The organism is Corynebacterium sp. LaCa54 (assembly GCF_046717495.1).
GTDB lineage: Bacteria > Actinomycetota > Actinomycetes > Mycobacteriales > Mycobacteriaceae > Corynebacterium > Corynebacterium kefirresidentii.
Window position 1 is genome coordinate 717,410 of record NZ_CP177115.1, and the last position, 14,648, is coordinate 732,057.

General features: G+C 61.5%; 9 protein-coding genes. 4 read left to right on the forward strand and 5 right to left on the reverse strand.

Features of this window, described 5'->3' with window-relative positions; all coding sequences use genetic code 11:
- The first annotated feature begins 3 nt into the window (after nucleotides 1-3).
- The 3 genes from ACLI1M_RS03630 to ACLI1M_RS03640 are packed head-to-tail and all read left to right on the forward strand — an operon-like array spanning nucleotide 4 to nucleotide 6,078.
- Nucleotides 4-4,803, forward strand: coding sequence for an ATP-dependent helicase (locus tag ACLI1M_RS03630; RefSeq protein WP_248099137.1), 4,800 nt, complete (start codon nucleotides 4-6; stop codon nucleotides 4,801-4,803).
- 18 nt (nucleotides 4,804-4,821) lie between these two features.
- A complete protein-coding gene (locus ACLI1M_RS03635) occupies nucleotides 4,822-5,640 on the forward strand; it encodes a DNA-formamidopyrimidine glycosylase family protein (RefSeq protein WP_248099135.1) in 819 nt (272 codons plus the stop codon).
- Nucleotides 5,641-5,664: 24 nt separating this feature from the next.
- Nucleotides 5,665-6,078, forward strand: a complete 414-nt coding sequence (locus tag ACLI1M_RS03640; protein ID WP_023021991.1) for a YccF domain-containing protein — start codon at nucleotides 5,665-5,667, stop codon at nucleotides 6,076-6,078.
- 163 nt (nucleotides 6,079-6,241) lie between these two features.
- Here the strand turns inward: ACLI1M_RS03640 and pgi are convergent, their stop codons facing one another.
- From pgi to ACLI1M_RS03655, 3 genes are all read right to left on the reverse strand, one after another.
- Entirely contained in the window at nucleotides 6,242-7,879 is a 1,638-nt protein-coding gene (pgi, locus tag ACLI1M_RS03645; RefSeq protein ID WP_248099134.1) for a glucose-6-phosphate isomerase, read from the reverse strand.
- Between the two features lie 86 nt (nucleotides 7,880-7,965).
- Nucleotides 7,966-9,312: a Na+/H+ antiporter family protein gene (locus tag ACLI1M_RS03650; protein ID WP_248099132.1), complete on the reverse strand. Its 1,347-nt coding sequence runs from the start codon at nucleotides 9,310-9,312 to the stop codon at nucleotides 7,966-7,968.
- Nucleotides 9,313-9,359: 47 nt separating this feature from the next.
- Entirely contained in the window at nucleotides 9,360-9,683 is a 324-nt protein-coding gene (locus tag ACLI1M_RS03655) for a chorismate mutase (RefSeq protein WP_086588683.1), read from the reverse strand.
- A gap of 97 nt (nucleotides 9,684-9,780) precedes the next feature.
- On the opposite strand from ACLI1M_RS03655, the gene pcrA reads away from it, so the two are divergent.
- The gene (pcrA, locus tag ACLI1M_RS03660; RefSeq protein ID WP_411706660.1) at nucleotides 9,781-12,294 is read left to right on the forward strand and encodes a DNA helicase PcrA; all 2,514 of its coding nucleotides are present in this window, start codon (nucleotides 9,781-9,783) and stop codon (nucleotides 12,292-12,294) included.
- Here the strand turns inward: pcrA and ACLI1M_RS03665 are convergent.
- Both ACLI1M_RS03665 and ACLI1M_RS03670 read right to left on the reverse strand, forming a co-directional pair.
- Entirely contained in the window at nucleotides 12,291-13,049 is a 759-nt protein-coding gene (locus ACLI1M_RS03665) for a M23 family metallopeptidase (RefSeq protein WP_248099128.1), read from the reverse strand. The two genes, pcrA and ACLI1M_RS03665, sit on opposite strands and share 4 nt — an antisense overlap.
- A gap of 633 nt (nucleotides 13,050-13,682) precedes the next feature.
- Nucleotides 13,683-14,432, reverse strand: a complete 750-nt coding sequence (locus tag ACLI1M_RS03670) for a M23 family metallopeptidase (RefSeq protein ID WP_023021985.1) — start codon at nucleotides 14,430-14,432, stop codon at nucleotides 13,683-13,685.
- Between the last annotated feature and the right edge of the window lie 216 nt (nucleotides 14,433-14,648).

A 14,648-nucleotide genomic window follows, 5' to 3' on the forward strand; every position in this document is an offset into this window, starting at 1 on the left:
GGCATGCCAGAAAACATCCTCGACCGCTTCCGGCCCCAAGTAGCGCAGTGGTTTCGGGATGTATTTGCCGCCCCCACCGCCGTGCAGGCGCAGGCCTGGGAGAAGATTTCCCGCGGTGAGCACGCCCTTGTAGTGGCCCCTACCGGTTCCGGTAAGACGCTCGCTGCGTTCTTGTGGGCGCTGAATAATTTGGTTGAGCGCGAAGGCCAGCTGGCGCTGCCGGTGGGCTCTGGTGCATCGGGATCCGCCGCTGGAGTGAAGGTGCTGTATATTTCCCCGCTTAAGGCGCTGGGTGTGGACGTGGAAAATAACCTGCGCGCCCCGCTGACAGGTATCGCGCGCACCGCGGAGAACCTAGGCCTGGATGTCCCGGATATTTCGGTGGGCGTGCGCTCGGGCGATACGCCCTCCGCGGAGCGTGCGCGGCAGGTGCGCAAGCCGCCGGATATCTTGATTACCACCCCGGAGTCAGCCTATTTGATGCTTACCTCTAAGGCAGCGGGGATTTTAAAGACGGTGGATACCGTCATTATCGATGAGATTCATGCCCTGGCTGGCACCAAGCGCGGCGTGCACCTGGCGCTGACCTTGGAGCGCCTACAGCAGGTGGCAGGGGACTTCCAGCGCATTGGACTTTCCGCCACCGTGCGTCCGCTGTCTGCGGTATCGAATTTCTTAGGCGGCAACCGCCCAGTAGAAATTGTCGCGCCGGCCGCGGAGAAGAAGTGGCAGCTGGACGTGCATGTGCCGGTAGAGGATATGTCCGATCTCCCCCCACCGGAGCAAGGCTCCACCATCGGGGAGATGACGGTGGATGATGCCATTGGCATCAGCTCTCCTTCCGTGGATGAGTCCGCGCTGCCCACAGCGAAGTCCATCTGGCCGTTTATTGAGGATGACCTCTATGCGGAAATCATGGCGCATCGCTCCACGCTGGTATTTGTCAACTCTCGGCGCACGGCCGAGCGGCTGACCAGCCGGCTCAATGAGCTCTATGCGCAAGAGTATGATCCGGATTCGCTGTCGCCCGAAACCCGCCGTGACCCTGCCCAGCTGATGAAGCAGGTCGACGTCGCCGGCAAGGCCCCGGCGGTTATCGCCCGCGCCCACCATGGCTCGGTGTCTAAGGATGAGCGCGCGATGACTGAAACCATGCTGAAAGAAGGAACGCTCAAGGCCGTGGTGGCCACAAGCTCGTTGGAGCTGGGCATCGACATGGGTGCAGTGGAGCTAGTCGTGCAGGTGGAATCGCCGCCCTCCGTGGCCTCCGGCCTGCAGCGCGTGGGCCGCGCCGGCCACTTTGTGGGCGCGGTCTCGCACGGGTCCTTCTATCCCAAGCACCGCGCGGATTTGGTGCAGTCCACGCTCACGGTATCGCGCATGCGCGCTGGGCTCATTGAAGAACTGCATACCCCGCGCAACCCGCTGGACGTGCTGGCACAGCAGACGGTGGCGGCGGTGGCCGCGGCCGGCGAGGACGGGCTCGATGCCGATGAGTGGTACGAGATGGTCCGCCGCGCTTGGCCCTACCGCGATCTGGCGCGGGAAGTCTATGACTCCGTTCTGGACCTGGTAAGCGGCGTCTATCCGTCCACGGACTTTGCCGAACTTAAGCCTCGCGTGGTCTATGACCGAGTGGCGGGAGTGATGACCGCACGGCCTGGTGCCCAGCGGGTAGCCGTGACCAGCGGCGGCACGATTCCGGATAGGGGCATGTTTGGCGTATTCCTCTATACCGGCTCGGGTGAGGGCTCCGGTGGCGCTCCGCGCCGAGTAGGCGAGCTGGACGAGGAGATGGTTTATGAGTCCCGGGTAGGTGATGTATTTACCTTGGGCGCTACCAGTTGGCGCATCGAAGACATCACGCGTGACCAGGTATTGGTCACGCCCGCGCCGGGGCATACCGGGCGCCTGCCGTTTTGGAATGGCGATGGCGCGGGCCGCCCCTATGAGCTGGGCAAGGCCTTGGGGGAGTATCGCCGCGAGGTCTTTTCCTCGCCGGAGATCATCGCGGATGCCGATGATAATGCGCGCTCCAATATCGTGGCCTACCTGCAAGAGCAGAACGAGGCCTCTGGTGTCATCCCGGATGAAAAGACTTTGGTGCTCGAGCGCTTCCGCGATGAGTTGGGCGATTGGCGCGTGGTGCTGCATACCCCGTTTGGCCGGCCGGTCAACTCCGCATGGGCGCTAGCGGTAGGCGCCCGGGTAGGCGAGCGCACCGGCATGGATCCGCAGGCCGTGGCCGGTGATGATGGCATCGTGCTGCGCCTGCCGGAAGCAGAATCCGAGCCCGATGGGGCCATCTTCGCCTTCGACGCCGATGAGATCGCCGATATCGTGGCCGAGCAAGTGGGCAACTCCGCGCTCTTTGCCTCCCGTTTCCGCGAGTGTGCGGCGCGTGCGCTGCTCTTGCCTCGGCGCAACCCAGGCAAGCGCGCGCCGTTGTGGCAGCAACGCCAGCGCGCCGAACAGCTTTTGGACGTTGCCCGCAAGTACCCGTCTTTTCCCATCATCTTGGAGACGGTGCGCGAGTGCGTCCAGGACGTCTACGATGTTCCCGCGCTTACGGAGGTCATGCGGGAGCTAGGCCACCGCCGCATTCGCATTGCGGAGGTCACCACCGAACAGCCCTCGCCATTTGCCTCTTCGCTGCTGTTTAACTACACCGGCGCGTTCATGTACGAGGGCGATTCCCCGTTAGCAGAAAAGCGCGCGGCCGCCCTGGCCCTTGACCCTGCGCTTTTGGCCAAATTGCTCGGCACGGTGGAGCTGCGCGAGCTGCTCGATCCAGAGATTATCGCCGAGGTCCACGCACAGCTCCAACGCACCGACCCCTCGCGCCGGGCCCGCACCACCGAGGAAGTAGCGGATCTGCTGCGCGTGCTCGGGCCGATTCCCGTAGACGAGCTGGGCGAGCACACCGACGTGCCGCTTTCCGCCCTGGACCAGCTGGGCACGCGGATTATGCGCGTGCGCATTGGCGGGCGCGAGCACCTAGCCCAGGCCCCGGATGCACCCCTGCTTCGCGACGCCCTCGGCATCCCCATTCCTCCCGGCATCCCCGCCCAAGTGGCCACCATTTCTGATGCCTTGCCGCAGCTGGTCTCGCGCTGGGCGCGTACTCGCGGGCCCTTCGTGTTGCGCGATCTCACCGCGGCTTTCGGCATTTCCGTCTCTGCCGCGCATACCGTCCTCGGCGCGCTTGATGGGGTAGTAGAAGGCCGCTACCGCCAGGGCGTCGATGAGCAGGAATACTGCGCCGCAGCGGTGCTCAAGACCATCCGCTCGCGTTCGCTCGCCGCTGCGCGTGCCGCTACCGAGCCGGTTTCGGGTGCCACTTTTGCCCGCTTTTTGCCGGAGTGGCATAGCATCGCACCGGCCGGAAAGCGCCCGGCCCTGCGCGGGGCCGATGGCGTCTTTTCCGTCATCGAGCAGCTAGCCGGGGTGCGCCTGCCGGCCTCCGCGTGGGAATCGCTCATCCTGCCCGCGCGGGTGGGAGATTATTCGCCCACCATGCTCGATGAGCTCACTTCTAATGGCGAGGTGCTCATCCTCGGCGCCGGCAAGGCCGGCGCGGCAGACCCCTGGATCATGCTGCTGCCCTCGGATTACGCGGCCCAGCTAGCCCCAGAAACCGATGCCGAGGGCGTGAGCATGCTGCAACGCGCCATCCTCGATGTTCTGGGCCGCGGCGGCGGCTTCCTCTTTGCCGATATCGCTGCCGAGGTCCCCGGCACTACCGAGGAGACCCGCGAGGCCCTCTGGGGTTTGGTGGAGATGGGCTTGGTAAGCCCCGATTCCTTCGCGCCGTTGCGTACCCGGTTGTCTTCCGGCGGTTCGCGCTCAGGCCGCACCGCGCACCGTTCGAAGCGGCGGCCCACCCGCTCTCGCCTGCGCATGGGGCGTACCTCCTTCGCCCAAGCTCAGAACGCCGCGGCCGCGCAGACCCCGCCCGATGTGATGGGCAGGTGGTCGCTGGCTGTGTCTGCCGCTACCGATGCCACCTCGCGGTCTGTGGCACACGGCGAGGCTTGGCTCGACCGCTACGGCGTGCTCACCCGCGGCTCCGTCGTGGCCGAAGACGTGCTCGGTGGCTTTGCGCTGGCCTATAAGGTGCTCTCCGGCTTCGAAGAATCCGGCAAGGCCATGCGCGGCTATGTCATCGATGGGCTGGGCGCCGCCCAATTTTCTACCCCCGCCATCATCGACCGCCTGCGCGGCCTGGCCGATTCCCCGGATGTTACCGGCTGGCCGTCTGGAACCACCGAGCCCGAAACCTTTGTCCTCGCCGCCTGCGACCCGGCCAATCCCTACGGTGCGGCCCTGCCGTGGCCGCAGCGCGACGATGCCGACGGCAAAGCCACCGGCGGGCCCACCCGTTCGGCCGGCGCTTTGGTAGTGCTTATCGACGGCCTACCCATCGCCCACCTCACCCGCGGCGGGAAAACCCTCACCACCTTCCTGGAATCGCTGCCGGGAGGCATCGACCCGGCGGAGGTATATCCCCGCCTGGTAGGCGCGCTCACGGATATGGTGGCAAGGGGAGTGCTGTCCCCGTTGGTTATCGAAAAGTGCAATGGCAGCCCCATTCATAAGACGGATACCGCCGCCCACCTGCGCGAAGCTGGCGCCGGGATTACTCCCAAGGGAGTGCGCATCTCCGCGAGCGCCGCTGCTCCGCGCACCCCACGTGCAGGACGCCGCGCCAGCGAGGCCATCGAAGAACTCAGCTTTGATGACTCACCGCCTGCACCGCGCAATAATGGTGGCTTCCGCCCGCGCGGCGGGTACCGTCGCTAAAGATCCACTGGAGGTGTTATGCCCGAAGGCGATTCCGTCCTGCAGCTATCCAACCGCCTGCAGTTCATGGCCGGACGCGAGGTCACTGGCTGTTCCGTGCGCGTGCCGCGCTACGCCACCGTGCATCTAGATGGCATGGTATGCGAGCGCGTCTGGCCCTATGGCAAGCACCTCTTCATGCAATTCGACCAGACCATCGTGCACACTCACCTCAAGATGGAAGGTACCTGGGCCATCCATTACGCAGGCGACCGCTGGCGCAAGCCCGGACATACCGCGCGCATCGTCCTGCAGCTAGCCAACGCCCCGCGCGATATTGAGGTCGTTGGTCACCAGCTAGGCCTCGTGGATATCTATCCCGCCGACCAGTACCACCAACGCATCGCGCACCTCGGACCGGATATTCTCGACCCTGACTGGGACCGCGAGGAAGCCCTGCGGCGGCTAAATAGCCGTCCCCAACGCGCCATCGGCGCGGCGCTGCTCGACCAAAAGGTCGTCGCCGGCATCGGCAATGAATACCGCGCCGAGGCCTGTTTCCTAGCGGGGGTGCACCCGGCCACACCGGTGGCCGAGGTGGATACCGCCCGCATCCTCGACATCTCTCGGCGCATCATGTGGGCTAATCGCACCTCCCCGGTACGCGTGACCACCGGCGTGCGCCGCGCCGGGGAGACGACCTATGTCTTCGGGCGCAATCGCAAGCGCTGCCGCCGCTGCGGCACCTTCATTACCAAGGGCGCGCTCGGCGGTGTGGATGCCGGCGGCGATGAAGGCGAACTCGAGCGCATCATCTGGTGGTGCCCTCATTGCCAGCCGCTTCACCCCGCGAAATAAGATTCCCGCGCTAGTGTGGGGGACATGCGTACCTTTCTTAACATCGTTTGGTTTATCACCGGCGGGTTCCTCCTAGCCCTTGCCTATTTCCTCTTTGGCATCATTGCCTGCATCTTCATCGTTACTATCCCAGCGGGCGTGGCGTCGTTCCGCATGGCTAATTTCGCCCTGTGGCCATTTGGCCGCTCGGTAGTGCAGCCAGTCAAGGGTAGTGGCTCCATGTCCACCTTCTCCAATGTCGTCTGGTTCGTCGTCGCCGGCCTGTGGCTGGCCATTGGTCACGTAACCACCGCGGCGGCACAGGTAGTGACCATCGTGGGCATTCCGGCCGCGCTGGCCAACCTGAAGATGATCCCGGTTACCTGCTTCCCGTTTGGCCGCCGAATTGTGAACTCGGAAGAGATTCCCTTCGGCTGGGAGCCGATGGTCAAACTTTAAGCGCCGGACCGCAGACAAAACAAGCACGTTCTGCCCAATTTCGTGCTGATTATGGGCAGAACGTGCTTGTTTTATAACGCCTTGGGGAGAAAGACCATAAAGCAGCCGCGCTATCCGCCCGCGGAAGGTTCGAAAGCGGGTTAACGCGGCTAAAAGTGGGCGTTTAGCGGTTGGAGCGGTACCAACCGATGAGCTCGTCGGTGGATTGGTCGCCGGATGCGGCTTCTTCCTTGCCGGAGACTGCCGGTGCCAGGTCATTAGCCTGCTGCTTGCCCAGCTCCACGCCCCACTGGTCGAAGGAGTTGATATCCCAGATAACGCCCTGGGTGAACACGATGTGCTCGTAGAGTGCGATGAGCGCGCCGAGGGTTTGCGGGGTGAGTTCCTCGGCCAGGATGGTGGTGGTCGGACGGTTGCCTGGCATGACCTTGTGCGGCACGACGTCTGCGTCAACGCCTTCGGCGGCGATTTCTTCTGCGGTCTTGCCAAAGGCTAGTACCTTGGTCTGGGCAAAGAAATTGCCCATGAGCAGATCATGCATGGAGCCGGAGCCATCGGCGGTGGGGAAGTCCTGCTTCGGGCGGGCAAACCCAATAAAGTCCGCCGGGATGAGGCGGGTGCCTTGGTGCATGAGCTGGAAGAAGGCGTGTTGGCCATTGGTGCCTGGCTCGCCCCAGTAGATTTCGCCGGTGGACGGGACGGTGACCGCGGTGCCGTCGCGGCGCACGGACTTGCCATTAGATTCCATGGTCAGCTGTTGCAGGTAGGCCGGGAAGCGGCCGAGGTCCTGCGAATAGGGCAGCACGGCGTGAGTCTGGGCGCCGAAGAAGTTGGTGTACCAGACGCCAAGGAGGCCCATGAGCGCGGGGACGTTTTCTTCCAGCGGTGCGGTGCGGAAGTGCTCGTCCATGGCGTGGAAGCCCTCGAGGAAGCGCATGAAGTCCATCGGTCCAATGGTGCACATAAGGGACAGGCCAATGGCGCAATCCACGGAGTAGCGACCGCCAACCCAATTCCAGAACGGGAACATGTTCTCGGTATCGATGCCGAACTCGGCTACCTTTTCCGCATTGGTAGACACAGCGACAAAGTGCTTGGCCACGGCGGATTCATCGCCATCGAATTGTTCGATGAGCCAGCGGCGCGCGGCGTGCGCGTTGGTCAGCGTCTCCTGGGTGGTGAAGGTCTTGGAGGCGATGATAAATAGGGTGGATTCTGCATCCAGGCCATCGAGGGTGGCGGCCATATCGGCCGGGTCCACGTTGGAAACGAACTCTGCGGAGATGCCGGCGACCTCGTAGGAGCGCAGTGCCTTGGCTGCCATGGCCGGGCCGAGGTCGGAGCCGCCGATGCCGATATTGACCACCTTTTTGATGGTGTGGCCGGTGTGCCCCAGCCAAGAGCCGGAGCGCAGCGCGGTGGCGAAGTCACGCATGCGGCCTAAGACCTCGTGGACATCGGCGGCGACGTCTTGGCCATCTACGCTTAAGTCATCTTCGACCGGGATGCGCAGCGCGGTATGCAGCACGGCGCGGTCCTCAGTGTTATTGATGTGCTCGCCGGCGAACATGGCATCGCGGCGGGCCTCCAGGTCGGCGGCCTTGGCTACTTCCACCAGCTGCTTGATGACGTCCCCGTCGATCAGATTCTTCGACAGATCAACGTGCAATCCGGCGGCGTCGAAGGTGAAGTTGCGGGCGCGGTCTGCATCGGCGGCAAAAAGCTCGCGGAGGTTGAGGTCCTTTTTGTCCTCATATGCCTTCGCGAGCTCGCTCCACTGGGCAGATGCGGTGATATCCATGATGGTTGGCCTTTCTGGCAACTAGCGCATTGGCAACATTTACCTCTCCCACCGTAGTCCAGAAAGGGCAACCGCGTCGGGCCCTTCTAGAGGATGAGTGCGCCTGCCCAGCCGGCGATGAGCAGCGGAATATTGAAGTGGATAAAGGTGGGTATGACCGAGTCGCGGATGTGGTCGTGCTGGCCATCCGCGCCCAAGCCAGCAGTGGGGCCGAGGGTGGAATCGGAGGCGGGAGAGCCGGCGTCGCCAAGCGCGCCTGCAGTGCCAATGAGAGCAACGGTGGCCGCGGGGCTAAAGCCTAGCGACATGCACAGCGGCACGTAGATAACGGAAATGATGGGCAAGGTGGAAAAAGACGAGCCGATGCCCATGGTGACTACCAAGCCCACCACCAGCATGGCACCGGCGGAAAGGACCTTATTGGTGCCAAAGAGGTTAGCGGTGGCATCCACCAGTGGGCCGACCTCATTGGTGGCCGTCATGACCGAGGCGAACCCCTGGGCGGTGATCATGATGAAGCCGATGAGCGCCATCATCTTCATGCCATTGGTGAAAACGTCATCGGCATGCTTCCAATCCACCGCGCCGGTAAGCAGCAAAATACCCAGGCCGGTCAGCGCGCCGACCATGAGGCCATCGGACTCGAAGTCGAGCGCCTGCATGACAATTTGCACGGCAAAGGTGGCAATGATGGCCACGACGGAAACCCAGACCTTATAGGTAGAAGGGGTCTCTTGGTGCTCCGCATCGGCGATGGGTAGGTCCTTATAGTCACGCGGCTTGCGGTAGCTAAAGAAAATAGCGATGAGCAGGCCTGCGAGCATGCCGAGCGCCGGCACACCCATAACCTGCATGATAGTGATATCCGAGGTATCCAACCCTGCCTGCTGGATATTAAATAACAGGATGTCATTTAAGTAGATGGAGCCAAAGCCCACCGGGATGAACATGTAGGTGGTAATAAGGCCAAAGGTCAGGCAGGTGGTAATGAGCCGGCGGTCTAGGCGCAGCTTATTCATCACCTTAAGCAGCGGCGGAACGATAAGTGGAATGAAAGCAATGTGAACCGGGATGAGGTTTTGGCTCATCACGGACATGGCGATGAGGCCGAGGATGAGCATCCACTTTGTGGCTAGGGCCGCCTTGGGATCCGCTTCGCCGCTGCCGCCGAGCTTGCGAATGAGGAAGTTCGCCAGGATTTGCGGCAGCCCGGCTGAGGCCACGCCCATCGCAAAAGCGCCCAAGAGGGCATAGCTCAGCGCAATCTTGGCGCCGCCGCCCAAGCCATCTTGGAAGGCAACCATGGTGGCATCGAGTCCCATGCCGGACATGAGCCCGCCGACGATGGCACCCAAGAAGAGAGCCACCACCACGTGCACGCGCAAAAGGGCGAGCACGAGCATGACTATGACGGCGATGAGAACTGCATTCATGCTTAGCCAGGATACTGCATAGTATCGGCTGGCCAGTAATTATTCGGCTAGCCCAACCGCCCGCGGCCCATGCGCAGCAGCGCCGAGGCAATAGTGGGGCCTTCCTCGCCGAGTTCATCGCGGAACTGATTCAAAATTGCAATCTCGCGGGTGTGGACCAGGCGGGTGCCGCCGGAGCTCATGCGGGTGCGGCCGATGGCCTGGGAGACTTCCGTGCGGCGCTTGGCAGCATCCAGGATGATGCGGTCCATGCGGTTGATTTCTTCGCGATATTGTTGGATCTCCGCATCAGAAAGGGGATCATCCGTGCCTGAAGGCGTGCGGATATCCAAGCCATTATTGACGATGTCCTTTTTATCTTCTGCGGTCATAAAACCATATTGTGCCACCCGCTCGTGCAAAAGGAAATAGCAGCTCGCACGGCGGATACGGGGCGTGTCCGATGGGGCTAGTAGGTTGGTAGGCATTATGAACGAAAACTCTCCTTTTAGTCCTTCCCCGTCTACCGGCGGTGCACCCGCCCCCAGCCCCTTCGGTGGCTTCGGCGCACCGCGCGGGGCGAGCCCGCACCCCGAATCCTCTGATGCTTTGACCGAGGGCCTTAACCCACAGCAGCTTGAGGCCGTAACCCACTCTGGAAGCCCGCTGCTCATTGTGGCCGGCGCCGGTTCCGGCAAAACCGCCGTGCTTACCCGGCGTATTGCTTATCTCATGCGCCACCGTGGGGTGAATCCATGGGAGATCCTCGCCATTACCTTTACCAATAAGGCCGCCGCGGAAATGAAGGAGCGCGTGGGCGGGCTAGTGGGCCCTGTGGCCGAGCGCATGTGGGTATCTACCTTCCACTCCATCTGTGTGCGCATCCTGCGCCAAAACGCGCAGCTTGTGCCAGGCCTTAATACCAACTTCACCATCTACGATGGCGATGACGCGCGCCGGCTTTTGTCCATGATTGCCAAGGACATGCAGCTAGATCTGAAAAAATACACCCCGCGCGTGCTGGCCAATCAGATTTCTAACCACAAAAACGAACTCATCGGTCCTGAATCTGCGCTGGAGAAGGCGCAGCAGACTAAGAACCCGTTTGAGACCACCGTGGCCCAGGTCTATGCCGAATATCAGCGTCGCTTGCGCGCAGCCAATGCGGTGGACTTTGATGACCTCATCGGTGAGGTGGTGCGGATCTTCACCCAGCACCAGCAGGTGGTGGAGTTTTATCGGCGGCGCTTCAAGCACGTGCTTATCGACGAGTACCAGGACACCAACCACGCCCAGTATGCGCTGGTTGCTGCGCTCGTGGGCAGGGGAGAGCTCGGCCCTGACGCGCCCGAGCTGTGTGTGGTGGGCGATTCCGATCAGTCCATTTATGCCTTCCGTGGTGCGACCATCCGCAATATCCAGGAATTCGAGCGCGACTACCCGCAAGCACATACCATCTTGCTGGAGCAGAACTATCGCTCCACCCAGACCATTCTCAATGCGGCCAACGCCGTTATTGCCAAAAATGAGAACCGACGCGAGAAGAACCTGTGGACCGCCCATGGTGAGGGCGAGCAGATCGTGGGCTACGTTGCCGATAATGAGCACGATGAGGCACGGTTCATCGCCTCCGAGATTGATTCCTTGGCGGATAAGGGGCGCAGCTATTCCGATATCGCGGTCATGTACCGCACCAATAACGCCTCCCGTGCGCTGGAAGATATCTTCATCCGCTCCGGAATTCCCTACAAGGTGGTCGGTGGAACGCGCTTTTATGAGCGGCGCGAAATCCGCGATATGGTGGCCTACCTGCGCATCCTGGATAACCTGGACGATACAGTGAGCCTGCGCCGCATTATCAATGTGCCCAAGCGCGCCATTGGGGATAAAGCACAAGGGCACATTGCCCTCCATGCAGAAAACCACGGCCTTAGCTTTGGCAAGGCGCTTGCCGATGTCCCTCGTGGCGAAGTTCCTGGCCTAGCCACCCGGGCCATTAACGCGGTCACCAAATTCAACGAGATGATGGAGGGCATCCGCAATCAGATCCCGTCCATGCGCGATGAGGTTACTGGCCAGCCGGATTTGGGTGAGCTGCTCACCGCCATTTTGGATGCCACGGGATACAAGGCGGAATTGGAAAACTCCAACGACCCGCAAGATGGCGCTCGCCTCGACAACTTAAACGAGCTGGTGTCGGTGGCACGCGAATTTACCTCAGAGGCCGCGAACCAGTTGGCAGCATCTGGTGCAGATGCAGTGGATCCTTCCGAGTTAGTGGAGGAGGGTGAGGCCGCGCCGGGCTCGCTGCAGGCCTTTTTGGAAAAGGTGTCGCTGGTGGCTGATGCTGACCAAATTCCGGATTCTGAGACCGGCGTGGTCACTATGATGACTCTACACACCGCAAAGGGCCTCGAGTTCCCCGTGGTCTTTTTGACCGGCTGGGAGGATGGCCAATTCCCGCATATGCGCTCACTCGGTGACCCGAAGGAGTTGAGCGAGGAGCGCCGCTTAGCCTATGTGGGCATTACTCGTGCCCGTGAACAGTTGTATCTCACCCGTGCCATCTTGCGCTCGGCTTGGGGTAACCCGGTGACTAATCCTGCCAGCCGCTTCCTCGGCGAGGTCCCTGCAGACCTCATCAACTGGCAGCGCGAAGACTCCGATAGTTCCTTAACCGGTGCGTGGGGCGAGGACGATTACCAATATGGTCGTTCCTACGGCCGCGACTGGTCTGGGTGGGGCAGAGGTGGATCCCGCGGTAGCCAGCGCGCTGCGTCTTCCCCATCGCAACGCACTAGCAAGCCGGCGGCAACCTCAATGCCTAAGAACAATAACCTCAACCTTGCCGTGGGGGACCGTGTCAATCATGCTAAGTACGGGCTCGGTACCGTCATCGAGACGTCCGGCTCCGGTAAGCGTGCCACGGTCACCGTGGACTTTGGTTCTTCCGGTAAGGTCCGGCTGATGCTCATCGGCGGGGTGCCGATGGAAAAGCTCTAGACCGTAATGCCGCGCTCGTTGAACCAGGAGACTGGGTCAACGGGTGCTCCTCCACCTGGGTGAATCTCAAAGTGGAGGTGTGGGCCGGTGGAGTGTCCGTCGTTGCCAATGCCGGCGATTTCTTGGCCTGCGGTCACGTGGTCGCCCACATTTACCTTGAGCTGGTCTGCAGACATGTGGCCGTAGACGGAGATGGTGCCGTCATCGTGCTGGATGCGGATCCAGTTGCCAAAGCCCTGTGCTGGCCCGGAGTTGATGACGGTGCCGTCCATGACCGCCACAATCGGGGTGCCCACGGAGTTTGCTACGTCGATGCCGTTGTGCATGGTGCCCCAGCGCTGGCCGAAGCCGGAGGTAAGGGTGCCGGAGGTAGGAAAGACCACTGTATTGCCCGCGGAGTCCTTGCCGCGCTTCGTGGTGAGTCCAGAGTGATTTCCCTGGGGAGCGAATGCTTCTTTCAATCCCGGTACAGAACCCGGATCCAAGACGATATTTACTCCGCCGGATTCGTTTCCATCTACCTGCGGGGTAGCCTCGCCGTTGAGAACGCCTACGGTAGTGGTGGCCAAGCCCACGAGGGCGTCGACCACACCGGCGTCATCTACGTTCGTAGCGGTGGGCTCGGAAGAGCCGTCCGATACGTCCACGCTAGCCACTGGCTCTGCAGCAAAAGCGGTGGTGCCGGTAGCAAGTACGGTACCGAGCGTAACGATGCTCAGCGCCACGTTCTTGCGTGCGCGGTTCATGCGCTTCATATCTTAAGTCCTTTTCATGGCTTGCATGGTCTCGGGACGCTTGCGCCCTAGTGAGGGCGGCGTCTTGCAACTGCCAACCGCGACACGCCGAAAGCTGAAATGCTTGCGTTCGAAATCGCTCGTGGCAACGAGTTAAAAGTTAGCCCGCCTGAACGGCCCGCGCAATCTTAAAAAACGCTGGTAGCGGCGGAAAAAATTCGAAATTATTCGAACATGCCAGCTTGTTGCGCGTGTTACGAATGTGACTAGAGTGGCGTGTGTGAAGTGTTGGTTTAGGGACTGGGGGTAGACTTTGGGGGTGGGTATGCCGCTCTGGAAATGGCGTGTTGCGTTCAAACCCAGTGATTAGCGGAAAATGTGTATTTACCTGCGACAAGGCTGAGCGCTGGACTTGCCTGTGCGGCGCAATTTGTGTCTAGGTCCGGTGGTGGAGCGCTTGTCTCGACGGGGCTTGCCATTTGTTGGAGGCGCAATGGGAAGGCTGCGACGCACTTGAGTCGTCTTGGGGAAGGTTGGCTGCAGCCGCGGTGGTCGGGAGCCGGCGCTGGTGTCTTTAGGGGCAATTGTGGACATGAAAAAGCGCCGCAGGAAAGCCACTGCGGCGCTTAACAAGAAGGTGTTTGGGTGGGAGCCTTAGAGGTCGATGCCTCGCTCAGCCAGCCAAGGCTGCGGATCGATTGCCTCGCCACCGTTCGGGTGAACTTCGAAGTGGAGGTGGGAGCCGGTGGAAAAGCCCATCGAGCCCATGCCGGCGATCTTCTGGCCGGCATGCACGTGCTCGCCAACGGCCACGTCAAGGGTCTGCATGTGACCATAAACGGTCATGGTGCCGTCGTCGTGCATGATGCGGATCCACTGGCCAAAGCCGGAAGCTGGACCGGAGTCGATGACCGTACCATCCATGACGGCAAGGATGGGGGTGCCGGGAGAGTTGGCGATGTCGACGCCCTTGTGGAAGGTGCCCCAGCGCATAGCGAATGGGGATGTGAATGCACCCTCGGCTGGGCGGGCTACGGACGGTGCGCGAGCGGCTTCGTCAGCGGCGGCGCGCTCCTCGGAAGCCTGGATGGCCTTGTTGAGCTGATCGGATAGATCTGCAACCGGCTTTGCTTCAGCTACATTGAGGATCTGCGGAGTGGTATCAACGGGGGCCTCAGCAGCGTCCTCAACCTGGGTGGAATCAGAAGCGAGCTCGAAGTCAACGGACTGCGTCTTGGTAGTGGCCGCGTCATCAGACTGGATGTTTGCAGCGGCTGCGCCACCTACGCCGGCGGTGGATACGGCACCTGCCGCAACCGTCATTACGGCGATGCGGCCCTTCGCGGTCTGCGAGGTGACAATCTTGCGATGGCGACCGGCGCCACGCTGAACTTTGCTTCGCATTAGGTCTTCTTTCGTCTTTTTCACAATCTGCGCAATCTGAGTGTTACGTCCCCACCGAGTTAGTTACGAGATTGTGACCTTCTTGTTACCAACGAGATGTAACAGTAGCGTCTCGAAAAGATAACAGCAACCCAAATTAAGAAATTTTTAGGCGTTGCTCGAGGGAATTGCCCACGAGCAGGCAACATAATCCGAATGGCATATTATTACTGCGAC

Excerpts from the sequence above, each read along its gene's own strand:
- ACLI1M_RS03630 (WP_248099137.1), top strand. The coding sequence starts at position 4 with ATGCCAGAAAACATCCTCGACCGCTTCCGGCCCCAAGTAGCGCAGTGG.
- ACLI1M_RS03635 (WP_248099135.1), top strand. The coding sequence starts at position 4,822 with ATGCCCGAAGGCGATTCCGTCCTGCAGCTATCCAACCGCCTGCAGTTC.
- ACLI1M_RS03640 (WP_023021991.1), top strand. The coding sequence starts at position 5,665 with ATGCGTACCTTTCTTAACATCGTTTGGTTTATCACCGGCGGGTTCCTC.
- pgi (WP_248099134.1), bottom strand. The coding sequence starts at position 7,879 with ATGGATATCACCGCATCTGCCCAGTGGAGCGAGCTCGCGAAGGCATAT.
- ACLI1M_RS03650 (WP_248099132.1), bottom strand. The coding sequence starts at position 9,312 with ATGAATGCAGTTCTCATCGCCGTCATAGTCATGCTCGTGCTCGCCCTT.
- ACLI1M_RS03655 (WP_086588683.1), bottom strand. The coding sequence starts at position 9,683 with ATGACCGCAGAAGATAAAAAGGACATCGTCAATAATGGCTTGGATATC.
- pcrA (WP_411706660.1), top strand. The coding sequence starts at position 9,781 with ATGAACGAAAACTCTCCTTTTAGTCCTTCCCCGTCTACCGGCGGTGCA.
- ACLI1M_RS03665 (WP_248099128.1), bottom strand. The coding sequence starts at position 13,049 with ATGAAGCGCATGAACCGCGCACGCAAGAACGTGGCGCTGAGCATCGTT.
- ACLI1M_RS03670 (WP_023021985.1), bottom strand. The coding sequence starts at position 14,432 with ATGCGAAGCAAAGTTCAGCGTGGCGCCGGTCGCCATCGCAAGATTGTC.